The following is a 24,029-nucleotide window of genomic DNA, read 5'->3' as shown; positions in this document are numbered from 1 at the left end:
TCTAGTAGGAAGAAATTATTTTCCAGGCCCTTAAGGCGAAGTCGCATTAATCATAAGTCAGGTTAAACACCATATGGGCTTCGACTTCACCGGAGGTGATCTTCGCCAAATACTGGTAGAAACGCGCCGTATACGACAAATCGATGTACTGAGTCTGGTTGTTTGCCAGACGACCGACATTATAGGTTTTTTTGAACTGCAGCGGGTTTATGTTGCTGTCCAGCACCTGTACACCAACGCCTTGCGCTGCAATAGTGCCGCTTTTCTCATTTTTCAGCACCCCTTGCGAGAGGGAAGTACCGGTCGCAAGGTTGCCATCAAAGGTCATATTGACGTTGGCGTAGCCGGCAACGCTGACTCCGCCGCTGCACTGCAGCTGGATAGGGAACTTGCGTCCACCGGCATAGGTACCGACGCCGTTCAGATCGCTGACTTTGATCGCCCCAACATCAACGTTGAGGTTATTGCCGCCGCTCACCGTACAGGACGGCGACACAATCGTCAGTGCATTGGCGCTGAGATAAGTCTCCAAAATTGGGTTGGAACCATACACCCAGTCGTAAGACGTATACTTGCCGCTGGCGACGCTGCCGCTACCGGTTATGGCGGCAGTTTTGATCACTTCCAGCGTAAAGGTCGAACCGGCCAAGTAATAGTTACGCCCCCATTCCGCATTGAAGGACTTCACTTCCGGATAGGTAAACTGAATGGCACCACCGCGGCGAAAGCGCAGCCCAATGCCGGGCACGTTGGTGGAATACACCTTGTTGCCCAGATCCCGTATGCCGTTGGCGACGATTTTGGCGCTAAAATCGTTCCAGCCGGTACAGTAATAGATGGTTGCACCCTGGTTCATGGTCCAGCTTTGTTCATACACCACCGACCCGACCGGCGTATCCGGTTTCACAACCACCCGCCCAACTACCATATCCAACTGTATGGTCGGCGTCGAAGTGACACGAGAGCAAGCAGCATAAGCCTGGCTGGCAGTCAATACACTAAGAAGAATAGCCCACCGTGATATGTTTTTTACTGACATATCCCTTCCTTATTTGATGAAGGCTGCAGGTCAATGGCACATTGCCCATCATTCCATTTAATTACGGCCTTTTTACCCGTATCGTCCGAAATAAACAGGGTACTTCCCTGACCGACGACACCGATATACTTGCCATTCTCGTTAACAATGTCTGCACCAAACGGCAATGGTTCGCCATTACGCTGTTTTGCCTGCAGAATTCGGTTTTTCTCAACGGTGGTGTTAAACTTCACCTTCACAAGGCTACCTTCATACGGCACGACCTGTGAAACCGTTTTCTCAAAACTGATGTCGTCAGAACTGCCTTTTGGGTCGATTTCAATTGAATTGATGCGATAAGGGCGCAGATAAGGCAGTACCGCATAACCGTTACTGTCTACCCGCGTACCCGGCGAACCTGGCAACATGGCACCTTTTGCATCTTTCGCTTCAATCAGCGCCATCGTCGTGCCGGTTTCTGGCGACAGGGTCAGCCCGCCGCTATGGGCAATCAGTGAGCCGCTGGAACCCAAACCGCTCTGACGGTAGCCTTCGCCCTGACTATAGCTGGCGGAAAACGTTGAGTAAGGTGCACGGTAGCTGCTATTCAAGCCGACGTTATGGTCACCGCCACGCGCTACTGAAGTAGTAACGCCATAAGTCAGGTTATTTTCATCACCGAATGAACCGTTAACGCCAACCTGTGAGTTGCCGAAGCGCGAATTGTTGAAGACCGTGTTCGAGTTGAGGTTAGCCCGACGGTTTTCACCAAAATACAGCGGGTAGCTAAAGTTAAGCGACACCCGATCATCCCTGCCGTTATTGCCAGTATTGGACGAATACACGCGCTGTACCCCTAAGTTATAGGACAAGCGGCCCCACATGTTGTTATAGCTCAACTGGTATTGCTTCTCTGTTCCACCACGGTTCCAGTAGTCGGAAATGCGCCCGGAGAAATAGAAACCGCCCCAACCATCAGGCAAATCCTGATTGATGGTATAGCTAAAGCCATTTTTCTCGCGCCATACCTCTCGATCGCTACCGCTCTTCTCGCGGTCAATGGTATAGAGCGCGTCATTAAGATTATAATAATCCTTGGTTGAGTAGCGGTACGCAGCCAGCACAATGCTGGTCTGGGTACTGGCGAACATGCGATTGAAGGTCACCCGAAAACTCTGTCCCGATTTGTCTTCGTCTCTGAACTTAAGCCTGGACTGTGTCATATCAAAGGATAACGCGCCGATGCCGGTGTTGATCCCGCTACCCAGCAGGAACGCTTGATAATCGTCAAACCCAGTTATCCCGGCATAACCGGTAAACAGGTTATTAAAGCCGTATTGGTAAGTGCCCTGGAGCACCGCGGGTTTATTTCTCAGATCGTCCGCATCCGCTTTACCAACCGAAAACGCATAACGCATCATCCCTGGACGCAGCAGTTGCGCAACGGAAGAATAAGGGACGATAAATATCTGTTCAGAGCCATCGGCCTCTTTGACCGTCACGTCCAGATCGCTGCCATACCCGGATGGATAAACGTCGTCTAGATTAAAGGGCCCCGGCGGCACCGAGGTCTGATAAATGATATTGCCGCTTTGTTTAACGGTAACCAAGGCGTTGCTCTGTGCTACACCGCGAATTTCTGGTGCATAAGAGCGCATACCGTCCGGGAACATGTTGTCGTCGGTGGACAGATTTGCACCGCGCAGCCCCACGCTATCGAAAAACTCGCCATTGGTAAAAAACTGACCGCTGGTAAAAATGGATTTCATCTGCGGGATTGGACGCTGCAGGTAAGTTTGGTTGGAGTTCCAACGCACGCTGCCCTGCCGATGTTGCCAGTTCAAATTGCCGATGTGTTTCAATAACCAGCCATCATAGGAGAAGCCAGCATTAATGCCCAAATAGGCGCTGGAATCATCCTGTCCCTGAGCGGAAGATGCGTGGTTGTTGTACAGGTTGGCCATATAGGCCAGGTTCAATGCTGGCACGCCCTCGTCCCAGAATTGAGGGGCGACATAACCTTTGTACATGCGGTTTTCGTAAATCTGCGGCACAGAAATGTCCAGACGCAGCGTCGATTGGTTAAAGGTATCTTTAACACTCTCGTCCTTACGCCATTCATTCAAACGTCCGCAGAAATCAGGCTGTTTGCTCAATTCGCCATTGAACTTGTCTACGGCAATGCCAAACTGCATCAACATATTAGCGGTATAACAAACCCCAAGCTGGGATTTTTTGTCGTGCGAGATGTTAAGGTCGTAACGCCCTTTCCACTCGTCATTGGTATAAACGTCGACAGAATAACGGCCTTCGGTGATCGCCTGAGTGCTAAAGCGAGCCAGATCGATCTTTTCTTTACTGCCAACGATAAATCCATCGTTAAATTGATAAAGCGGGTCTTTATTATCTAGTGTATCCGCCGCATAGGCAGGATAAATGCAAACAGAAACTATTATCGTAACAGGGAGCTTGCGGCCACACTTTTTTATTGACACCCACTGTTTCATGTTAAAACTTCCCTATTTTACTGTATTCTTAATTGCAATATCCGAACCGTAATCGTTGATGTTATTGATGACCAGCGTCTCACCATTTCTGACTGCCGAGTTAACAGTCACCGTCATGGCGGTTTGAGGCGCCAGCATCACCGTCCGGTCATTCAACGCATCGCCGCCATCACGTGAAATTTTAGTCACGGTAATATAGAAAGGCGTTGGGTTGTTCATAGTCAGTTTGTTGCCGGAGGCTCTCAGTACTAGTTGCTGTGGAGCTGCCTCGCGGTTCCCCAGACTGCTTGGGCGATAGATGAACTTAAAGCGCGAACGGATCGCCAGTTGCAATACGTTCTGACTTTCCAGCTGCCGGCCAGTGTTACTCGGTGGGATCTCCAGCACGTTCAACCACCACAAACTTTCTTTGGTCGTCGGCAAACCGCTTTTGTCAGCCAGCTTGATCCTTAAGGTCTGCCCGCTTTTAGCATCGACACGCGAGATCGGCGGCGTGATTAAAAATGGCGTTTTGATCGTGTCTGGCGTCGCATTGGCATCGCCATTATCCAACCAGGCTTGCGTCAACGCGGGCCTGTCAGCTGAGTTCGACAGCTGCACCGTTATTTCTCTTTCATTTCCCGGATAAATAAAGCGTGTGCCGTTGACGATAATGTTGTTTGCAAATGCTGAGAAACTGAAAATGAAACAGAAAAAAAGGGCAATAAATTTCATCATAACCTCAAAGATGAAAGCGGCAGGTCTCCTGCCGCTTTTGTTCAGTAGATTACTGATAGGTAATTTCGTAAGTTGCGTAGCTGTTAACCACACCGCTGGTCACAGTAGTTGGCGTAGCAGTTGCGTAGCCAACGTAGTAGGTGAAGCGCTTGCCTTCGCCCAAGTCGGCAATTTCGGTTGCTTTAATCTGGTTTGCATCACCTGGGATGATTTTATTGGTCAGGTTAGTCGCGTTGTCAGCAGACAGTACCAGTTGGATATTTTGCGCACCGGTACCTTCAGTATTAGCCAAATAACCGACTTGCTTGCCAGTAGCTCCAGTCAGCAGGTTACCGCCGGTCCAATTCACGCCCAGTTTGTCAGCAGTAACTGGTGCGTCAGCCGCCTGGCAATTAGTCACGTCGATGGTGAAAGATTTTGGCTTCAGGTAAGTGTCAGCACCGCCTGCTTTAACTTCAGCCAAGCTTACAGGTGACAGGTAAACATTCGCATCACTGCCCTGGCCGTTAACAGAAACAGTACAAGATACATCGGTTACTTTACCGTAAAAGTTAACCTGACCACCGCCTACATTTTCCGTTGCCGCGTGCGCAACTGACATTCCCAGAAAAGCGGTCGCTACTGCGGAGAGTAATACTTTCTTCATTTTAGTATCCTATGTCGGAATTTATCGAAAATAATTGGTATAGTCGTTAATCCACACAGAAGATAAGGAATGCAATCTTTCCGTCCCGTAACCCTATGCGCTAACTAAAATGGAAATGCTGACTGTCACCCAGGAAATACATCAAACATCCATATTCACAGGCAATATTGGTCACTGCCAACAGCGCAGGAACCTTGTTTTTACAATCATGATCAAGGGAAAAGTATACCCCCTCGATAACCCGTTCCATTTTGGTGCGGATCCTATACCGTAATACAGCAATAATAATAATTGTTTAAATATTAAATAAGCAATAAATTGATAGGTAAAATCGATTAAATATATTCCAGGCTCTGTCGCATTAACGACGGAAGTCGGTTAGCAAACGTTGAGTCACTGTTTTTTTAGGCGGTCAACAGATAAAGGGATTTTGGGGGGCACTGTTGCAAAGTTTGATTTTTACCAAAAAGGGGTTCTACGCCGGAACCGCCGAAATTTCCGTTACCCCAGTCTCAGCCCGGCAACCAGCGCATCTAGGTCAATAATTTCATCGCTGCTTTGGAAGGTATAATGTCCATTCAGCAAAATGTGCTGCCAGGCCACTGGCGATATCCGGCCCAGAGCCTCAATGCCTTTGGCATTGCCTTCCGCTTCCAGTCGTTCCAGCAAGCGCGAAAGGATCGCCGAGTTGTAATAAACGATTGCGTTGGAAATCAGACGCCCGCACTGGTTGCTGATGTCTGTTTCAATGTCATTTTTCCCGGTTAACTCCTTCTTCCCGCCGACTTTGGCCACTGCGGCTCGCAGCTGGTGATAAGATTCAATCCGGTTCTGGGAACGCCGGATGTTGCGTTCCAGCTGCGGATTGCGCAGATACTTCAGCGTGTAGATGCTGCGTACCAGCCGATCATATTCGAATAGTGCCTGCCTTGTCGGATTGGTCGTGGTATACGTGCACAGTTTGCGGACCAGTGTCCCTTGAGTCATTTCTTTCAGCCCCAGCGTGGCGACGATGCGATCGAGATTGCTTTTCTCGCGGATGATAAGGTCCCGGTCAATCTGTCCGGCGGGCTGGATCAGGCATTTTTTATAGGTCGATGGTTCTTTGATGCAGTACAGCTCCTGCAACTGCCTGTTCAGGTCCGTAAAATGCGGTTCAAAGCGCAGGCCAAACCAGTGCAGGATCGCAAAGTTGGCTTTGTTGATACTGTGCATGTCGCCGGTGATGGCCGTGGGTTTCACCTCTGAGGTGTTGCGGTACCAGATATCAAAGACATGGTGGGCTTCATAGTCGTTCGTACCAATCAGGTATCCGTTGATCGGGATGTGATTACACAGTAGCGTGTAGGCCACCATGCCTTTACCGCGGCCGAAGTATTTACGCGAATATCGTGCCTTTACTGTCGGTCGCTCAATGCCAAACTTCTGCCCGTCAACGGCACCATAAAGCGTTTCCGGATCAAACGAATAGTGCGGAAAAATTGGGAGTGCCTCTATGGCATCGGTGATGCAGTCATTGGCCGTGACCAGCGACGCCAGGCGGAGGTACTGTTCGTACGTGGTTTCCAGCATATGGAACGGTATATCGCTGGTTCGTGCCATCACATGGTTACCATGATTCATCGCCTGGGCAACGATGACCGCCATCAGGCTGTCTGCATCGGCATTCTTTTTGGCATAGCGAGGTTGCAGCGGCTTCATGGCATGAAGAAACCGGCACTGGCCGTTCACAAACCGGAAAACGTCTGTCACATCGCAGAATGGCAACTGCTCATAAAATCGCGTCTCCTGTGCCTTATGACGGCTGACCACTGATTTATGCCAGGTCAGCTTCTGCGTTTCTTTATCGTATTCCAGATGTTTCAGCTTCCCCTGCTTAAGCTCACGGTTGAAGGCTTTCCACTGCCGGTGCAGTTCGGACTCCAGCACCTTCAACTGCGATTTAACCGGCTTTTGCAAAAACGGGATATTCATTTCAGCCAGGACAGCGGCCTGTTCCCCCTCAGATACCAGTTCATCAGAAAGATGGCGGTGGCGGAGACTGTCATTGAGGTGGAACTCACCCGCCTGAAACGCTTTCTTATCTGGCGGTAGAGCCAGAACTCATAGCGTCCGGCGTTCAGGCCCGTGGGCTCACCATCTTCACCAAATTCAAGCAGGTATGGGCGCAGCCGCGCTGGTAACGTTTCTGGTGGACATTCAGCCAGTGGCCGCTGCAAAAGCGTCTGCTTTTTGCTGAACACCATTCTGAGCCAGTCCAGCGCCTCAGCCCACGGGCTGTCCCGGACCACACTGGTGAGATCGAGTGAAAGATATAATGGTCGCAGGTGACGCCGTATTAATGCCGTCATGCCATCCACGGCCTGCCACTGCAGCGCCAGTCTGCTGACGGGTTTTACACTCATACGCTGTGCGGTGGTTTTCAGCGTCTCCCGGGGCATGATTTTCCAGGCCCGGCGGCGGACTTCGCCAAATGTGGTGGGGTCAGGAACACTGTCATCAACGTAAAGCGACAGCAGACGACCGATTTTAGACGTTTCACGCCGGTGTTTTTCCTGCATATCAGCCATGAGTTGGCTAGCCAAGCTGCGGCTTTCATCCTCGAGCTGTTTCATATGGAAAAACATCGCATCCACCAGGTTATCGCTGAACTGGCGGTAACGAACCCATGCATAGCACAGCAGGTAAAGGCGGGTCTGATCGGGCTTCAGTTCGCGGAGATCATAAACGGTATAGAAATTTGCCAGGCTGGCGTAGTAAAGCAGATTCTGCTGAGAAATATTCAGTGCCGGCAGGATGTCGCAGGCTTTACGGTGCAATGGCTCAAGTATGGCCCGTTTTTCCCGTTCCCGGACCATCTGGCGCCAGCCGAAATCACGTGCATCCTGCCTGAGGATCGCCAGGCGGGAAAGGGTATCATCGCGTTCAATCAGTTTTTTCAGACCATCGATGGTGGCGTCATCAAGTTGCTCAGTCAGGATGCGTCCCAGCCGCAGCCTTTCATCAGAAAGAGTCCGACTTACCAGCTCCTGGAGAGTGGTATAGCCGGGTCGGATGATTTTGTGCGCGTTGAGCCAGATGATCAACTCAGTGGCGACAAAACCGGGAGTAACATCGCGGTGAACAATGTGGGCGGCCTGTTGCTCAAGTTGTGAAGACAGCGAAGATGACCACGGGCGGTAACCATACAGCACGCAGATTTTTTCCCGCTGAGCATAGCGTTCGTGCTTATAGGGGTCAGTTTGGATATCGAAAATTATTGTACGTTAAGGTTATTTTTTGACCTGCCTAATTTAGCTGGCCTCAGCCGACGAAACTTACCGGCTGACGGTATCCGGTTGCTTTTCCATATATAATCGCCTGTCAGATTGATGTGTTCCCAGCCTAGCGGGGACAAATGCGACAGCAGTTGCTCGTTGATCTTCACTCCCTTACGCTTCAGAGCATCGACAGCTCTTTCCATATAGACGGTATTCCACAGGGATATGGCAGCTGTCAGGAGCGTCAGTCCACTGGCGCGATAGCTCTGATTTTCCGGTTTTCGATCCCTGATTTCTCCCAGCCGGTGCATAAATACCGCTCGCGCCAGCGCGTTACGGGCTTCACCTTTATTCAGCCCCGCCTGTACCCGCCGACGCAGTGCAGGATCGCGGAACCAGTCGAGCATAAACAGAGTTCGTTCAATACGGCCAATTTCTCTCAGTGCTTTGGCCAGCCCGTTTTGCTTGGGGTAGCTGGCAAGCTTTTTCAGCATCAGGGATGCCGTCACGGTTCCCTGCTTTATCGAGGTTGCCAGACGCAGCACTTCACGCCAGTGAATTTCGATCTCTTTCAGATTCAGGCTGGTTGTTGATATCAGTGACTGAAGCGCCGGGTACTGGCCTGCTTTCCCTTTGATAAATAGCTTCTTGTCGTGGAGATCCCTGATTCGCGGACAGAACGCAAATCCCAGCAGATGCATCAGGGCAAAGACATGATCGGTGAAACCCGCTGTATCGGTGTAATGCTCCCTGATTTCCAGGTCGCTTTCGTGGTACAGCAAGCCATCGAGCACATGGGTTGAATCTCTGACCCGACTGATTATGCAGGTGTAAAACGGGCTGTATTGATCCGAAATATGGGTATAAAACTGACGTCCGGGCTCCTGCCCGTATTTTGGGTTAACCTGCCCTGCGTAGCGGCCTGATCTGCCTGTTCTGAAATTCTGTCCATCTGATGATGATGTTGTCCCGTCTCCCCAGAATGCCGCCAGCGGCCTTTTCCCCTGCGCGTTTACCAGCTCTGCAAGGGCTGCTGAATAGGTTTCGTCGCGGATGTACCATGCCTGAATATCTTCGAGTGATGATTTGGTGCTACCGGGGCAGGCTTCCGCCATTTTGGTCAGGCCAAGATTGATGCCATCCGCAAGAATGGTGGTGAGAAGCAGGCGGATATCGGGACGGGTAATGTCAGTTTTTATATGCGAAAAATGTCGGGTAAACGTCGTCCAGCTGTTTACCTCATCGAGAATTTCCGTGATTTTAGGGCGCGGTAGCATGCTGTAAACCAGCTCTGCCAGCGGTGAAACCTGCACCGGAACGCTGTTATCCAGCGGAGAGACTTTTACGCCCCTGTAAGATATTTCCACATCGGGCAGTTCACCAAGGGCAGCCATGGCATTGACCTCTTCAAGCCTGGACTGAAGCAGGGTCATACGGCTGGTAATGTACTCATGATAATCAGCAGATACGGGAAGTGGCAGCGCCGGTGTGAGTTTGTCAAAGTCCTTTTCGGGAATGAGGTAATCATCAAAATTTTTGTAGCGGCGTGAACCTTTGACCCAGATGTCCCCGGAACGCAACGCCCCCTTAAGCTCGCTGAGCGCACAAAATTCATAGTACTGCCGGTCAATACCCGCAGGTGTAATTACCACCTTGCGCCAACTTTCTGGGACAAACTCAAGCGGCGCGGTGGCCGGAACTTTACGTGACTGCTTCCGGTACATATCCTTGATCACAACCAGCGCATCAGCCAGAGGTTGCGCTGCCGGAGTTGCGATTAACTGTAAAGCTGACAACATGCGCGGGGCATATTTCCGTAATGTGCTGTATTTCTCGGTAATAATATGCAGCGGGTCAAAATTATTTTTTCTGGCGAGATGGCGTGTTTCCTCCAGACTGGCGACAAATTCAGGCCATGGGAGTATGTTTTCTATTGCGAGCCATGGATCTCCCCCGGAATCACGGGCATCAGACAGCGCCTGACCGACATTGATGTACTGCCTCAGTTTTGACTGGATCAGCTTTCCGGTCTGCTGAAGGCGCTCAGCCTGTGTTCTTTTGGCTTTGCTGAAAAGGCTGTTCAGCATTCGCTCATGCAACTCAATCACTTCGTCTGTCAGTGTGGCTCTGGCTTCTTCCAGCACGCACACCAGGATCGCATGACGCCGGGCTGCTGAAAATCGGGTCAAATCCCGGCTGCTCATCTTTCGGCCTTCCCGCGCCAGTTTCAGCAACCGGTTCTGGTGAATGGTACGATCTATACCTTCCGGTAATGCCAGCGATTCAATGCTACTGAGCCGATCAAGGTGTTGCAGCACGTTCTTACCATTGATTTTACCCGGAGGTTGCAGAAGCCATGTCAGCCTGGAAGACTGATTATCCGATGACTCAAGTAAACAATCCAGAGCATCCCTGTGAGCCGGAGTTAACGGGGCATTCAGGGTCTGAAACACGATTTTATCGCCGCCTGCCATGGCCTCAGCACAGGAACGCTCCACGACATCAATCGAGGGGATTATCACGTTGTTCTGCCGGAGCCAGACCAGTAGTTCTTCGGCCAGGAGAATACCTTTATCGGTGCGCGTCGCCATCGGCAGCAGGTGTGTAATACAGTCCTGCTGTATTTTGCCGGTGAACGCTTTTAAGCCAAGATAGCGGTACAGTTCGGTTAAATGTTCGCGTCGCGTAGTTTCCCTGCCGGAAAGGTAAGCTGGCCAGAGATCCCCGGTAAGTTTTAGCCTGCTGGCGATATGCTTCAGCAGCGCATCAGAGGGAGGGATTTTTTTATCCGGGGTAAAGCCGACATTTTTCAGATAGCAAAGAAGGACGGCAAAACCAAAACGGCTGGCAGGTTTACGGTGGGCACTGATAAGTGCCAGATCATGTTCACTGAAATACGCCATCCGGGTCAGCGTTAACTCTTCGTCCGGTAATGCCAGTAATGATTCTCTTTCCGACAGAGAAAGAATCTGCCTCCTTGCCATATAGTTTCCCTCGTAAATTATCCGATGCGGTATTTTTAACAGAAATGCTTATCGCATAAGGGTACACCTTGACGCCACAACCAAAACGTGACGGCACACGATAAATGACATAACCTATATGCGATAGAATAAATGCAATAACCTAAATGCGATAACGCGGTGGGAAAATGTTCATCAGAGCTTATTTAAGGGCATCGACGGAAGACCAGTTCGCCGATCGGGCAAAAGAGATGCTGGAGCAGTTCGTCCAGGAACGGGGGCATAAAATCGCCAGCTACTACCGGGAAAATATCAGTGGCACAAAACTTGAGCGCCCGGAACTAGGGCGCTTACTGATGGACAGTCACCACAATGATATTTTATTGGTCGAGCAGATAGACCGTCTGACACGTCTCAGCAACAGCGACTGGATGACGCTAAAAAAACAGATAGAACAACATGAGCTGCGAATTGTCAGTCTTGATGTGCCCACATCATGGCAGGCACTGTCAGATAAGGACCCTTCGCAGGCCGACCCGATAACCCGCGCAGTAATAACCGCCATCAATAACATGCTTATCGATCTGATGGCCGCAATGTCACATAAGGACTGGCTGAGCCGCCGCCAGCGGCAAAAACAGGGAATCGAGCGGGCTCATACAATTGGAAAGTACCGGGGTAAGCAGGCCGATCAGGAACGGCATCAGAAAGTCCTGTACTACCGGCAGGTAAAGAAACTGAGTATCCGGGAAACGGCGGATGCTACAGGCTACAGTGCTTCACAGGTTTGCCGGATACAAGCGCTTCATAAAAATAATGAAACTGCCTGAAAGGCTGGAATAACGGTGTTTATTTGCAGTCATGGCCTAATAGTTAGCGCCCTGTAACAACTTTTGTGATTAGCAGCCTGACGCATCATCTATGTAAGGAAAGTCCGCTGTGTGCCAGAAGCGGACTTTTTAAAAATATTGCGTGCCCAACAATTGGGCGCAGGTCACATCAAGTACCCTCAGAATTATAGAGAATACCTGAAATTTTTGTAGAGCGAGGTTTGTTACCCTGCCCGATCAGCGACATGTGGTTAGTTTAGTGATCAGAAATGTCGAGCGTTTGGTCGTTCATTGACGCGGGATCTTCCAACGGTTCCACATGAGTGGTGATATGGATAAAAGGCAGTGCGGTGCGGATATCATTCTCTATACGCTCGGCCCAGTCGTGCCCATATTGAACAGTCCATCGCCCAGGAACTAGGATGTGCATTGTCATAAACGCCCGCCCGCCAGCCTGGCGTGTACGTAGTGCATGGAAATCAAGCCCCTGTTCACGATATCCTGCCAGCAGTGACTCGATTTTTTTGAGTTCTTCCGTGGGTAGCGATACGTCCATCAGACCTGCAGCTGAACGACTCATAAGCTGATAACCAGTCCAAACGATGTTGGCTGCGACCAGCAATGCAACGATCGGATCGACCCAAAACCAGCCGGTCAGATAAACCAGTCCGACACCAAAAATGACACCGACCGACGTCCAGACATCGGTCAGCAGGTGATGAGCATCTGCCTCAAGAGTGATAGAGTTGTGCTGCCTGCCAGCCCTTAACAAAATGCGAGCCGTCACAAAATTAAGGATTGATGCGACTGTTGAAACCAGTAATCCGAGACCAATCTCCTCAAGCGGCTGTGGAGTTAACATCCGCTCAACTGCGGTATAGGCGATACTGGCTGCCGCCAATAGGATCAGAAATCCTTCGAAAGCACTCGAGAAATATTCGGCTTTGCCGTGCCCATATGCATGGTTCTCATCGGCCGGAAGCGCAGCCAAGGTCAGCATCCAGAGCGCCATTAGGGCTCCTGCGAGGTTAACTACGGATTCGATGGCATCAGATAGCAGACCGACCGAACCGGTCATTTTCCACGCCACACCTTTGAGTCCGATAGTGGCAATAGCCGTGGCAATGGAAAGCCAAGCGTAGTGCGTCAGCGGACGAGGTAACCCTTTTGTTTTAGTCATTATTAACTTCCTAAAATAGGACGACTAACTCACATTTCTATCCATGATAGATAATTAAACAATCATTTCGCCATGAATATTTTTTCGTTTTTATTAAATTTAATTAAAAAGTCTCTGCAAGTGCTGTTTCATCTTCTAGTAAACTAAATTTTATTTTTAGGGTTTTCTTCAACTTGAAGTAATATTATCTCACAACAGATTAGTCACTTAGGTTAACTGAGCGGCTTTTATATTTTTCAATTAAAATATGCAAAACTCCCATTGCACCATGTGCATAAAAATAGACCTCAATGAAAGTAGTAAAGAACTTATGCCAGTGGATTACTGTTTCAGCCAGATTTGACTGCATGGTATTCAACAAGAACCATAGGCCACCTGAAAGTGCTACAATTAGCAATGCTAGAACTCCAAATCCTTGGATTGTACTGGCAATACCTCCCGAATGTGCATCGGGCAGTCGGAAACTAGTCAACGTTTTTATATCTTGCTTAATACCACTAAAGTCAAGCCCTACCCATGAAAAATAATAAGTAAAACCTCTTTGAGTAAGCATCCAACTTAACATAATAAAACCACAAATAATCAGTCCTAACCCTGAAATAATGTGCATCCAGGTTATAACTCCTTCAAGACTATGTTCACCAATTGCTTCGGTCTCTGTCAGATTAGAGTTAATAATTTGTGATAATATTAGAAATGCCACAATGATGTGAAGAATACGAAAAAAAGGAGCGTAATCATGGGGTAATAGATTCCAGAGTCGCAATTTCATTAATGAGTCCTTAGTAAATTTATCGATGATCTTAATCATACAAAAGAATTATTAGGATAACCTTAATTCTTAAAATTGCAGCAGGTATTAGTTCACCTCTGATATGGCCACTTGCGAAATGGGAATGGTAACTGTTATTACTATGTGTTTACTTGCTGTTCTTGTTACGCAGCCCCTTAAACACATTACTTTCAAATATGATTTCCTGCTGGGTTTAAATATGTGTCTTTCTATAGTGCGGCAACCTATTTTTACACCAACTCATGAATTAAATAAGAATCATAAATTAAATGAGAGGTTTAATTCTCTTGCTTAACGCGATGATATTAAATGGAAATTTTAATTTTTGTAATTTATTAAACAGTTAGAATGAGACATGGTAAATACGATCTTCCTTTAGATAATTCTGATAGCACTTTTTCTACTGGGCAGTCTGCAATGTCCGCTTCTCGCTCAAAGCTGCCTGTCAAAGTGGTCAAGCTCTACCACAGCTCAGAGGTACAAAAAATCACCTTAACGTACAATAATTTTCGATATCCAAACTGACCCCTTATAAGGCCGAGGTCGTATTTGCTATGGCAAAACCTGTGCCCCTACCCATGCTGGCCAGCAGTGCAGCTTCGAAGAAGAAATATGGCGAGGATTTGCCTCAATCCACCAACCCCTTTGCCCGTCCTTCAGCCGAGGATTGGATAAAGCATAAGGTTAGCCGAATACGTCGCCCGGACATTATTCTGGTAGAAAAAGAGGATAAGCGATGGCCTGGGCGCGCAGCCACTTATTTTGATGGCAAGTTTCATAATAATAACTTGAAGATGTTGATCGAAGTGAAATTTCCAGGGGACACATTGTCAGATGGACAACGTATAGATTATTCATCAATAGCAACGGATGCACGTTTTGGGGTTCTGCGTGTTGATGATAACCGTACCGAGAAACAAAAGCAGTACGATAAAGAATACAATACTGCGACTCGACCCAGTGCGGAACGGTATATTTTGCCTCCGTTGCAAGAAGGTGGCAAAGACAGTGAGCACCCACAGCCTGTAACTCCGCCCGAAGGAACACCAGGAAGTATCCCGCAGCCACTGCATAAAAATCTGCCGTTATTGAGCACCTCACCCTGGGATTTTATGCCCTCCGTGGAAGACTGGGTAAGATTTGGCCATGAGGTTTCCAGCCTGGCAGAAGAAGGCTGGGAATATGTCAGCGAGAGTACCCGGCAGATGTTTCGCCAATTTGGTGCCTGGGTCTCCGAGAAAGGGGACTGGTTCTGCGAGCAAGTGCTCGACCCCCTCACCCAGCAAACTCATTATGTGTTCTCCTGGGTGAGCAAAAAAACAGGTGAAATCATCACCTGGAGCGTAGAGCAGTGCCAGGACTTATGGCGAACCGTGGTGTTAGGGTCGGAGATGACCCTGGAGTATTTAAAGCAGATCGATTGGGTGCAGATACTTTCCGATATTGGTAAGGGTACGGTGCAACTGCTTATTCAGGCTGCTGAGGTTGTGGCTGTCATTATCGTTACGCTCGCTGTGGCGGCTGCTCTGGTTGCTTTGGTGGCCATTGTCGCGGCGGCCATAGCAGCAGGCGGAGCCGCCGCCGCCGCGCTGTTTTCTGCACTGGCGGCGGTGGGCGGCGGTACCCTGGCCGTAGCGCAATAATTTATTAGGAGCAACTATGCAACACCACGAATATGCGGCATTGCTGGAACAACGGGTGCCGGAATTTACCTTTACCGACAATAACGATGTGGTCGTCAGTCGGTTGGGCTTGTCGATCACCCTGTTTTTTAAACAGGGCTACACTCTGGAAAAGCGAGAAAAGATACTGGCCTGCTTTAGCCGCTTCCGTGACGAGTTTGCTACACATTTAAGTTTTCATGCCCATGAATTTAAAGGGATGAAGAAGTACACGCCTGAAAATATCGCCAAAGTGGAAGGCTGCATCCGTAATAAAGGTGTTTATGACTACGGTGGCTGGTATATCAGCGATGCGAAAAATATGTCAGAAGCCCCCAACTGCCTGATGCACTATATCGATTCTGGTGATGATGATGATGATGAAAACTCTTATCTCAGTTTGATTTTGCCGTGGTTTTACCTTAAAGAAACCCAGGGGATGGCGCGTTTCAATGACTGGTTAACTTACCTGTGCCAACAACTGGAGCCCGACAGCGGAGACTGCGGATATTGCTTAATCTTACCACGAGATTATGATGACTATTGCTCCCTAGAATATGAATTAGCAAGACGTTTTCCACCGCTACAAGTAAATACAAATGCCTTTGCTACGAAAAGGCATTATAACCACAGCACTCGTGGTGTTAATTGGATCACCGTTTTAGACAAGCGCTATATCAAACGGTTAGGCGGTGAGGACTGGGTACGCCAGATGCTGTCCCATGACCCGGAGATCGGCGTTGAACATTATCCTGGTGGGCTGTTAATCCGCGCCGGACAATACCCAGATTTAACCCCATTGGCGGCAGGATTATCACCGCAATATCTGGCCGTCAACCAGTTGATCCGCCCTATACGTGTTAAACACCAAGAAGGCCATTCCCTGCACTTCTACGGGGTCAATCATTTTGATGAGCTATCTACCCAAGCTTGGTACGCCCGTTATGACCAGGGGCCATTATCACTGTCGCCATTAAAATCGGGTACCCCGGCGCTGGTGAGCGGTAACTGGACTACTCCTTCCTTCCCTCACACCATGCGAATTATCAAGCAAGGCGAAATGGCCCCGGCAGGAAAAGAGGGGGAAGTGATTTGGTGGGATTTGGCGAGTGAAGTCGAAGACGACAGCCATGGTCAGGCCCTACGGTCATGAGAACGATCATACAGGGGAAAAAAGTGATCCTGGTGGGGGATACCACCTCCACCGGGGGCAACGTGCTCAGTGGTTCCCCCTTGGCCAATCAAACTCAGGCGCTCGCGCGCAAAGGCGATCCTGTTTTCTGCCCGGCCTGTAAGGTAACCGGCATGATCAGTGAAGGCAGCACACTGGCCAATATTGCCGGTGTGGAGATTGCCCTTGAAGGACACAAAGTTACCTGTGGTTGCCCTGGTGGCTGCAAGTTGGTGGCATCAGCATAGAGGTACACCAGAGACGGTGGTTTAGGTTTTCTCGATGGGCTTACGTGCTCTCTCTGGGGTTCTACGCCGGAATCCTAGATTTTTCTGCTACCCAGTAACTGCAGGTGTTGTCACACAAACGACCGGTTGAGTGACCATCACAAAACGACGGTTTTGACGTTAAAATCTGTCACATAACCCGTTATTTATTCAACGTCATACAAATCAGGCAGTTTTTAGCTTTGGTGACGGAATTTTCTGGGGTTCCGGCATACAACCCCAACATCAACTTAATGCGCAGTTAACAAAGATTGACCGGGAGCGTTCTGATGGAGAAAAAAGATAGTATTGACTGCGATGACGAGGGGGCATTAATCAACGGGGAGCAGTCATCTATGGACTGATGGAACTAGACTCCTTGTTTTTTCTCCTAGCTCACAGATAAGTTATCTGGGCACAGAGTATTTTGAGGTTTCAATTGGGGGCAGTGACTATCTCGTTGTATGGTCATTGTAATACATAATAGAAAACAGTGGCGATTTACATGGCCCAAACCTAACTAGAGATTGTTATATGAGCCTAGACTTTGGCAAGCTGAATGCGGGTATCGGTGCAAAGCAAACTGATCCGAGAAAAATATTTACTACGCTCAAGAGAGACGCCCGTTTCAAGCGGCCTCTGGATGAGCAGGCTGACGTACTCGACGCTTGGTATGCACGGAGGAAGGCCAAAGATTTGACGCTTAAGATGAATACCGGCGGCGGCAAGACTGTAGTGGGCCTGCTGTGCTTGCAGAGTTCGCTTAACGAAAACATCAAGCCCGCCGTATACATCACGCCCGATAGCTTCCTTGTCAATCAGGTACTACATGAGGCGAAGGAGCTTGGAATTCCCGCTACAGATGACGAGAAGGACCCCGACTTCCTTGCAGGTCGAGCCATCCTTGTTGCCAACGTGTGGAAGCTCTTCAACGCACGATCGGTTTTTGGAGTCGGACAGAAGAAGATTCCGATCGGTTGTGTTGTTGTCGACGATGCGCATGCATGCCTTGGCGTGGTTCACGACCAGTTCTCGATTAAGGCCGATGTCGGCACACCGGTATATGACGGCCTACTCAATCTCTTTGAGAACGACTTGGAAAATCAGTCACCGGCCGGTCTGCTCGACGTGCAGGCCCTAGACCCTAGTATCGTGATGGAGGTGCCCTATTGGGCTTGGCAGTCTCATCAAAAGCAAGTCATCGAGCTGCTGCATAATCAACGGGCTTCCGCAGCGTTGGAGTGGAGTTGGCCCTTGCTGCGCGATTGTATCCCGCTTTGCACCTGCCTGTTCGGCGGTGGCAAACTAGAAATCTCGCCACATTTCATCCCGATCGATCGCATTCCGTCCTTCGACACTGCACAGCGGCGGATCTATATGACGGCCACCTTAGCGGACGACACAATCCTAGTGAGCCACTTCGGGGCCTTGGCGGATGAGGTCGTTAAGCCGATTCGACCTAAAGGAGGTGGCGATATTGGAGACCGCATGATTCTTGCTCCACAAGAGATCAATCCGGACTTCAAGATGGAGGAGATCCGCAAACTTGTGTCAGCGATCGCAAAGAACCTGAACGTCGTTGTTATCGTCCCCTCTAAAGAGCGAGCGAAATTCTGGAAAGATGTCGCGCATCAAACTCTTGACAAGGACAACATTCAAGCAGGTATACAGCATCTTAAGGACGGTATTCTGGGTTTAACCGTGCTGATCAATAAATACGACGGTATCGACTTGCCAGGAAAGGCCTGTGAGTTGCTCGTTATTGACGGCTTGCCGGAGGTTTACGGGCTCGGCGAACGGCGCGAAATGTCACTGTTGGACGGAACCAAACGCCAGCTTGTGCGTCAAGTTCAGAGAATCGAACAGGGAATGGGTCGTGGTGTACGGTCCAGTGACGATCATTGTGTCGTACTATTGCTTGGTGGCAGGCTGACGCAACGACTCCATCAACCTGAGGCCGAAACGATGTTTTCTTCCGCCACTCGCGCTCAGATTGACCTCGGCAAAAGTGTGGCGGAGCAGTTGCGTGGGCAATCGCTCGAGAAGCTTGAAGAGATTATGAACCTATGTCTGGCCCAAGACGACAACTGGGTGCAGGCTGGCCGTAATGCGGTTGTGAACGCGCCTCCTATCGCAGAGGGACGCATTGACGCTAATCAGGTGCTCTTGCGGGAGGCCTTCGATGCGGCACGCGTGTCGCGACCTGATATCGCCAAGAACAAGACTCAGATAGCGGTGAACGCAACGAGTGAGCGTCAGATCAAAGGCTACCTGAAACAGCAGCTAGCAGCGTACACGAATTTTACTGACCTTTCAGAGGCGCAGGAACTGCAACTGGCTGCGCTCAGCGACAACTACCGGCTTCTTAAGCCATTGGCAGGAACGACATACCATCGTCTCAGTGCACCAGCCAGCGGACAAGCGGCCGCAGCCGTTAACTTTATGACGCGCTTTCTCGAAGGTAACGACCTCATCATCTGGGTCAACGGGTTATTAGATGATCTACAGTGGGGTGAAGAAGGGTCAAAGCGGTTTGAGGCTGCCATAAAGGAACTAGGAGTATTTCTCGGTTTCGGATCAGAAAGGCCAGAAGATCTAGTAGGTCGAGGACCAGATAACCTTTGGGCTCTCGGTAACTCACGATATTTCGTGATCGAATGCAAGAGCGGAGCTGTACTGGCCGAACGAATTTCCAAACATGATACGAACCAGTTAAATGGGTCCATCGTCTGGTTTGATGAAAAGTACGGCCACACCTGTACAAGGACGCCCATCTTGGTGCATCCCAAGACCATCTTTGAACATGCTGCATCGCCCCATTCCGATATTCGAATCGTCAACGGACAAGGGCTTACTAGGATGCGCAATGCGATTCAAGCATATTCGATCTCGTTGGCCAGTAATGGCGGGTATGCTGACGCGCAAGTAGTGCATAAACAACTTAAACATCACAAACTTTCTGCGGAAGATATTGAGGCGTTGTGCACGGTCGCACAAGGTGCCAAGTGACGTATATCATTTTGGCCCGTTATTCGGTGTCGGGTGATGCACGATTAAAGTTCGCTTGCGAGCCACCGTCATCTTGCCCCGACTGATAAAACGGTTCTGTCGCATTAAGGCGTCGTCAGGTAACATGCTGTTTTTTTTACGATGTTGCCTGCCCATGTCTCTCATCCGAAAAGCCTTCCGTCGCCTGCATACCCCACTGATGTTATCGCTCAGTGTGTTCGCTGGTATCTCGCTTATGCCCTGAGCCTGCGTACCCTCGAAGAGATGATGGCAGAGCGCGGTATTCTTGTTGACCACTCCACTCTGCATCGTTGGGTTATAGATGATGCAGTTTTACCTGAAGCTGGCGCATGTCATACCGTTCGCCCGTGTCAAGGTCTTCGATGTGCCAGTCTGGTGGAAACTGATCCAGGATCTGCATTGCCTCCTGCAGATGCTCCTCAGTCAGCCCTTTGCCGTCAATTTCAGGGGAAAAATGCGTCAATGAGGGCGTTGAACTCATCGTACCTCGGAGGTGAACGGTCTGCAGGAACGGCGTGCCGTCCTCATCGATCCAGTCTTCGTCTCCGGCTTCATCAATAACTAACAGCCTTACGTTGTTTGCGCTGGCGATGGTAGCCATTACTGGAGACTGCGGTATAATCTCTTGAGTATCAGACGCCTGCACGTCTGCATATGGGGTGGCGGCGGTAACGGGGGTGTTGCTGACCGCCTTATACCCCAGCTAAGTGATAAGACTTGGGGGGTTACCTGCTTGCGCAGCGGCAGTGAGTCGCCCCACTGCTCACGTACCTCACTCAGTAGCCGATCGCGTTCGGCGAGCACTTCCCGCAGTACCGCCAGTTCGGACTCCAGCTGTGTCACCGTTGCCAAGGCAGCGTCGCGTTCCTGGTCGGCCCGATCGATGCCGTAGTCAGCCTACTTGGGGGCAGTTTGGATATCGAAAATTATTTTACGTTATGGATATTTTTTGACCTTTTAGATTTTGCTAGGCTTCAGCCTAGGGGGTTGAAGGCCAATTCCGCTTTTTTACTCTGAAAATAAGCAATCTGAAAAATACATGCACCACACAGTACCTGGATGATGGACAGCCAGTGCTGCCCACCGTCTGATAACGCTAGAGAGCTGGCCTCAGCAGACCGTATTTACGTTCACGCTGTTCAAAAGCAAGATGTCCGCCTTCCAGCACGTTGCAGATGGCCTGACGCATGGTGTTTCCGTGCGCCAACTCTCCTGCTTCCAGCGCTCCGCAGCGATAGGTGATCACCTCATCATTGTTGCTGGCCACCAGAACCTGCTCAGCGTCGCAGTTCACTACCAGATTGGCATTGTGAGTCACAATGATGACCTGCCTGTACTGCTTTATCTTACGGAACAGTGGGACGAGATGGTGCATGATAAAGTCGTTATCAAGGTCGTCCTCGGGCTGGTCGAACACAAAAGGTGAACCAAACGGATCAGTAGCGAGCTTGAGGCAGACATAGAACGTACCTCTTTGACCAGCAGAAAGCTTTTCGACGGTCTTACCTTTATAGGTAAACTGCGCCTTGACGCCCAGATAGGCGGAGATCCTGTCCGGACTGAACAGGTGGGCCAGAAGCTCGTGAGGCCCCGCACTGTTAAAATATTCCTGCTTCCACAACAGATTATTCAGAGACATGTCTGTCATTGTCTGTTTGTCGTCCTGAATCTTCAGGATATTTTCATTGCTGATCAGGCGAGTGTAATCTTCAACGGAGTGAACGTTGAAAAGTGCTGCAAGTTTGTCGGTCTGGGTTTCACCCTCCCTTGAGGCGCGAAATTTTCCACCGTTCATGCATCTTAGGGCACCCGCATAAAACGCATCCCGGTCAAACGTCACCTCACCATAAATCCCGATATCCTGCAGGATTTCCACCACAAGAGTCTGCTGATCAGCAGTATAATGCTCCTTAGGTTCAGTAAGGGCATTGAACGCCGCATCCACCGTTTCCTTTTCCTGCCGGATATGTGATAGAACACGATTAATAAGCTCTTTTCTGTTCTCGAGATTTTTCTTACCCAGTTCCAGCCTGCGCTGCGACTCTTCACGCTCAAGTTCAGCACGGTTAATCATCTGCTGATATTCGGTGACTTTATCGAGAAGACCGGATATGTCTTGTTCTATTCCCTGTTGCCGGAACTGATTAATAATATCATGATTTATCGCTCCCTTTACTTCAGATTCTGACTTCGCCAGTATGATCTTATTATTGATAACGCCACGCTGTGGTTCGAAGTTGACATGAGGTATGACGTGTTCTTCAGCTCCCTTCGCATTGATGAAGTCAATTTGGTCGTTTAATTCGCTTTCTTTATCTGATAATTGTTTAAGGAAGTTATTTAACCAGTTTAGATTAGAGTTAATATTCGAAAGGCTTTTACCATTTTCCTGAAATATTCTAATTAGTTCGCGATTTTTCTCGCTGGTCAGTGTATCAATATGTTTCTGTACAGCAGAAATAGTCGAGGTATGATATTCCTCGCGGTTTATAAACTGACCTTTCTCATTCTTCATATTGAAGAATTCGAACAGGCTGCGGAATTCATTCAGGTTCGATTCCAGCTCGTTTCTGAGCGGTACAGGGAAGGACTGGGGGGGAAGACGGAGCATTTTCTTTATCTCATCGCTGATTTTTTCAGGCTCCTGACACAGATCCTTAATTTCACCCTGAGAAACGTGAAGATAGCTGTAAGAGTTATCAATGCCGTCAAACTCCTTAAACTCCCCATCTGTTTTACTGAGCTGGACAGAAAGCCGTTGCGGCGATACAGGACGTGCGCGTACGTTTTCAGGGCGTGATGGCGTAAACCGCGACTGCAGGCCATCCAGTATCAGGCTCTTACCGGTACCCCGGCCGCCGATAATAGCGACCATGTCCTCATTAAGTGGAATTGAAAGCTTTTTGAAGCGGATTTCCTGACCATCAAAAATCTTCCCCTCGACCTCTATTCTGCTGAAATGCACTTTCGCAGTGCGCTGCCGCGGCCAGTCTTCCTCAAGTTTCAGGCGGGCCTCTGGTTCTAGCAGCGTCTGGCGGAGACCTTCAAAACTTGGCTTTGCTTTTACCCAACTAAATAACGTGCCTGTTTTCTCAAGGCCATGTGCATCTGAACACCTGAAGACCGGTTTTTTATTAGCGCCGGGATAGCGATCTGTCATTAAGAAAAACTTCCTAACAGGTAGAGAGTCCTGAGAGCTGTCGAGAATTATATGCCCCTCACGATCTATCTGTGTTGCCACCTCTTTGGATCGCCCCTCACCGTTTGGCCTGTAGCCACCATAGCCATTTGGACAGACAGCTATAATGGCTTCGCGGAAAAGTTCAAAATGCGAAGAAATATGTTCGCAAAGAGCTTCGAAGTTGACAGTGATTTCGGAAATACTTTTTCCACTTTCTTTCAGACTCAACTCTGAACAATAAACAGGTCTGCCTGCGGCAGATTTCGTTGCTATCGTCAGGTTTGACAATACCTGGTTTATCTTAAAGGTCGGGATTTTTTCAGAGAATAAACAATGGATGTTTATCCAGTCTCCCTGTTTGTTTGGTTGTGCGAGACGGAATTCTACATTTGGCAAAACAGTGATATTCAATCCCTGCCTATCTATTTCATCTCGTATGGTTTCAATCTCGTTTTCTGCCAGGAAAAAATAATTTGTCAGACCAATAAGCGTTATTCCTGACTCTCCCAGTTTTTTTATAAATGCCGGAATATCTTCCTGACCTTTAAATGTACTTGCCATCCACGTCATGGGACTGTGAATATGCAAATCCCATTTATTCCACTCAGAGCCTTTCATTTTTTTATTCTCCGTATCCTGCTGTTTACCTGCTGTGTGTGTGCGCTCAATCATAAGCCAGACTTAACAGGCGCACCACAGTAACGTCACGGCTTTGTGGGGCATTACAAACGACGTTTGGGATTACCCGGTTATCGGAACGAAGCACCTTCTAAAATCGAAAGGTCAAAAAATAGCCTAAACGTACA

At 49.2% G+C, this 24,029-nt stretch carries 14 protein-coding genes and 2 pseudogenes; 6 read left to right on the top strand and 10 right to left on the bottom strand.

What is annotated here, in order from left to right; translation table 11 throughout:
- Positions 1-46: 46 nt before the first annotated feature.
- From AC2FC2_RS22855 to AC2FC2_RS22830, 6 genes and pseudogenes are all read right to left on the bottom strand, one after another.
- Positions 47-1,039 carry a fimbrial protein gene (locus AC2FC2_RS22855; protein WP_413510885.1) on the bottom strand — a complete coding sequence of 331 codons (993 nt, stop codon included), beginning with the start codon at positions 1,037-1,039 and terminating at the stop codon, positions 47-49.
- Positions 1,030-3,525: a fimbria/pilus outer membrane usher protein gene (locus AC2FC2_RS22850; protein ID WP_175320713.1), complete on the bottom strand. Its 2,496-nt coding sequence runs from the start codon at positions 3,523-3,525 to the stop codon at positions 1,030-1,032. The genes AC2FC2_RS22855 and AC2FC2_RS22850 overlap by 10 nt, the downstream gene beginning before the upstream one ends.
- 12 nt (positions 3,526-3,537) lie before the next feature.
- Entirely contained in the window at positions 3,538-4,239 is a 702-nt protein-coding gene (locus tag AC2FC2_RS22845) for a fimbrial biogenesis chaperone (RefSeq protein ID WP_112913013.1), read from the bottom strand.
- Positions 4,240-4,291: 52 nt separating this feature from the next.
- Positions 4,292-4,888 carry a fimbrial protein gene (locus tag AC2FC2_RS22840; RefSeq protein ID WP_175320712.1) on the bottom strand — a complete coding sequence of 199 codons (597 nt, stop codon included), beginning with the start codon at positions 4,886-4,888 and terminating at the stop codon, positions 4,292-4,294.
- Positions 4,889-5,389: 501 nt separating this feature from the next.
- A pseudogene (locus AC2FC2_RS22835) lies at positions 5,390-8,118 on the bottom strand (Tn3 family transposase); the annotation flags it as partial.
- 26 nt (positions 8,119-8,144) lie between these two features.
- The gene (locus tag AC2FC2_RS22830) at positions 8,145-11,132 is read right to left on the bottom strand and encodes a Tn3 family transposase (RefSeq protein WP_000124025.1); all 2,988 of its coding nucleotides are present in this window, start codon (positions 11,130-11,132) and stop codon (positions 8,145-8,147) included.
- A 167-nt stretch (positions 11,133-11,299) separates the two neighbouring features.
- Between AC2FC2_RS22830 and AC2FC2_RS22825 the strand changes: the two genes are divergently transcribed.
- A complete protein-coding gene (locus AC2FC2_RS22825) occupies positions 11,300-11,941 on the top strand; it encodes a recombinase family protein (RefSeq protein WP_001567361.1) in 642 nt (213 codons plus the stop codon).
- A 256-nt stretch (positions 11,942-12,197) separates the two neighbouring features.
- On the opposite strand, the gene AC2FC2_RS22820 is transcribed toward AC2FC2_RS22825, so the two are convergent.
- Both AC2FC2_RS22820 and AC2FC2_RS22815 read right to left on the bottom strand, forming a co-directional pair.
- Positions 12,198-13,121, bottom strand: a complete 924-nt coding sequence (locus AC2FC2_RS22820; protein ID WP_000167917.1) for a cation diffusion facilitator family transporter — start codon at positions 13,119-13,121, stop codon at positions 12,198-12,200.
- A gap of 199 nt (positions 13,122-13,320) precedes the next feature.
- Complete coding sequence (locus tag AC2FC2_RS22815) at positions 13,321-13,893, bottom strand: cytochrome b/b6 domain-containing protein (protein WP_001515348.1); 573 nt, start codon at positions 13,891-13,893, stop codon at positions 13,321-13,323.
- Between the two features lie 575 nt (positions 13,894-14,468).
- Between AC2FC2_RS22815 and AC2FC2_RS22810 the strand changes: the two genes are divergently transcribed.
- The 5 genes and pseudogenes from AC2FC2_RS22810 to AC2FC2_RS22790 all read left to right on the top strand — a co-directional run.
- Complete coding sequence (locus AC2FC2_RS22810) at positions 14,469-15,557, top strand: VRR-NUC domain-containing protein (protein WP_128865614.1); 1,089 nt, start codon at positions 14,469-14,471, stop codon at positions 15,555-15,557.
- A gap of 16 nt (positions 15,558-15,573) precedes the next feature.
- Entirely contained in the window at positions 15,574-16,728 is a 1,155-nt protein-coding gene (locus AC2FC2_RS22805) for a type VI immunity family protein (RefSeq protein WP_128865615.1), read from the top strand.
- Positions 16,725-16,994 carry a PAAR domain-containing protein gene (locus AC2FC2_RS22800; RefSeq protein WP_128865616.1) on the top strand — a complete coding sequence of 90 codons (270 nt, stop codon included), beginning with the start codon at positions 16,725-16,727 and terminating at the stop codon, positions 16,992-16,994. Before AC2FC2_RS22805 ends, AC2FC2_RS22800 begins: the two co-directional genes overlap by 4 nt.
- Before the next feature lie 552 nt (positions 16,995-17,546).
- Positions 17,547-20,021 carry a DEAD/DEAH box helicase gene (locus AC2FC2_RS22795; protein WP_128865617.1) on the top strand — a complete coding sequence of 825 codons (2,475 nt, stop codon included), beginning with the start codon at positions 17,547-17,549 and terminating at the stop codon, positions 20,019-20,021.
- 154 nt (positions 20,022-20,175) lie between these two features.
- Positions 20,176-20,342, top strand: a pseudogene (locus AC2FC2_RS22790) (IS6 family transposase); the annotation flags it as partial.
- Here the strand turns inward: AC2FC2_RS22790 and AC2FC2_RS22785 are convergent.
- Complete coding sequence (locus AC2FC2_RS22785) at positions 20,338-20,643, bottom strand: hypothetical protein (protein ID WP_165366496.1); 306 nt, start codon at positions 20,641-20,643, stop codon at positions 20,338-20,340. The pseudogene AC2FC2_RS22790 and the gene AC2FC2_RS22785 sit on opposite strands and share 5 nt — an antisense overlap.
- A gap of 495 nt (positions 20,644-21,138) precedes the next feature.
- The gene (locus AC2FC2_RS22780) at positions 21,139-23,841 is read right to left on the bottom strand and encodes a TrlF family AAA-like ATPase (protein ID WP_128865624.1); all 2,703 of its coding nucleotides are present in this window, start codon (positions 23,839-23,841) and stop codon (positions 21,139-21,141) included.
- Positions 23,842-24,029 lie beyond the last annotated feature (188 nt).

Source organism: Serratia sp. CoH_122_TC_1 (genome assembly GCF_058191755.1).
This window is presented reverse-complemented; position numbering and strand designations above follow the sequence as displayed.

What these genes read in the sequence shown, in the direction of transcription:
- AC2FC2_RS22825 (WP_001567361.1), top strand. Translation starts at nt 11,300, where the DNA reads ATGTTCATCAGAGCTTATTTAAGGGCATCGACGGAAGACCAGTTCGCC.
- AC2FC2_RS22840 (WP_175320712.1), bottom strand. Translation starts at nt 4,888, where the DNA reads ATGAAGAAAGTATTACTCTCCGCAGTAGCGACCGCTTTTCTGGGAATG.
- AC2FC2_RS22845 (WP_112913013.1), bottom strand. Translation starts at nt 4,239, where the DNA reads ATGAAATTTATTGCCCTTTTTTTCTGTTTCATTTTCAGTTTCTCAGCA.
- AC2FC2_RS22795 (WP_128865617.1), top strand. Translation starts at nt 17,547, where the DNA reads ATGAGCCTAGACTTTGGCAAGCTGAATGCGGGTATCGGTGCAAAGCAA.
- AC2FC2_RS22810 (WP_128865614.1), top strand. Translation starts at nt 14,469, where the DNA reads ATGGCAAAACCTGTGCCCCTACCCATGCTGGCCAGCAGTGCAGCTTCG.
- AC2FC2_RS22780 (WP_128865624.1), bottom strand. Translation starts at nt 23,841, where the DNA reads ATGAAAGGCTCTGAGTGGAATAAATGGGATTTGCATATTCACAGTCCC.
- AC2FC2_RS22855 (WP_413510885.1), bottom strand. Translation starts at nt 1,039, where the DNA reads ATGTCAGTAAAAAACATATCACGGTGGGCTATTCTTCTTAGTGTATTG.
- AC2FC2_RS22800 (WP_128865616.1), top strand. Translation starts at nt 16,725, where the DNA reads ATGAGAACGATCATACAGGGGAAAAAAGTGATCCTGGTGGGGGATACC.
- AC2FC2_RS22830 (WP_000124025.1), bottom strand. Translation starts at nt 11,132, where the DNA reads ATGGCAAGGAGGCAGATTCTTTCTCTGTCGGAAAGAGAATCATTACTG.
- AC2FC2_RS22850 (WP_175320713.1), bottom strand. Translation starts at nt 3,525, where the DNA reads ATGAAACAGTGGGTGTCAATAAAAAAGTGTGGCCGCAAGCTCCCTGTT.
- AC2FC2_RS22820 (WP_000167917.1), bottom strand. Translation starts at nt 13,121, where the DNA reads ATGACTAAAACAAAAGGGTTACCTCGTCCGCTGACGCACTACGCTTGG.
- AC2FC2_RS22815 (WP_001515348.1), bottom strand. Translation starts at nt 13,893, where the DNA reads ATGAAATTGCGACTCTGGAATCTATTACCCCATGATTACGCTCCTTTT.
- AC2FC2_RS22805 (WP_128865615.1), top strand. Translation starts at nt 15,574, where the DNA reads ATGCAACACCACGAATATGCGGCATTGCTGGAACAACGGGTGCCGGAA.
- AC2FC2_RS22785 (WP_165366496.1), bottom strand. Translation starts at nt 20,643, where the DNA reads ATGGCTACCATCGCCAGCGCAAACAACGTAAGGCTGTTAGTTATTGAT.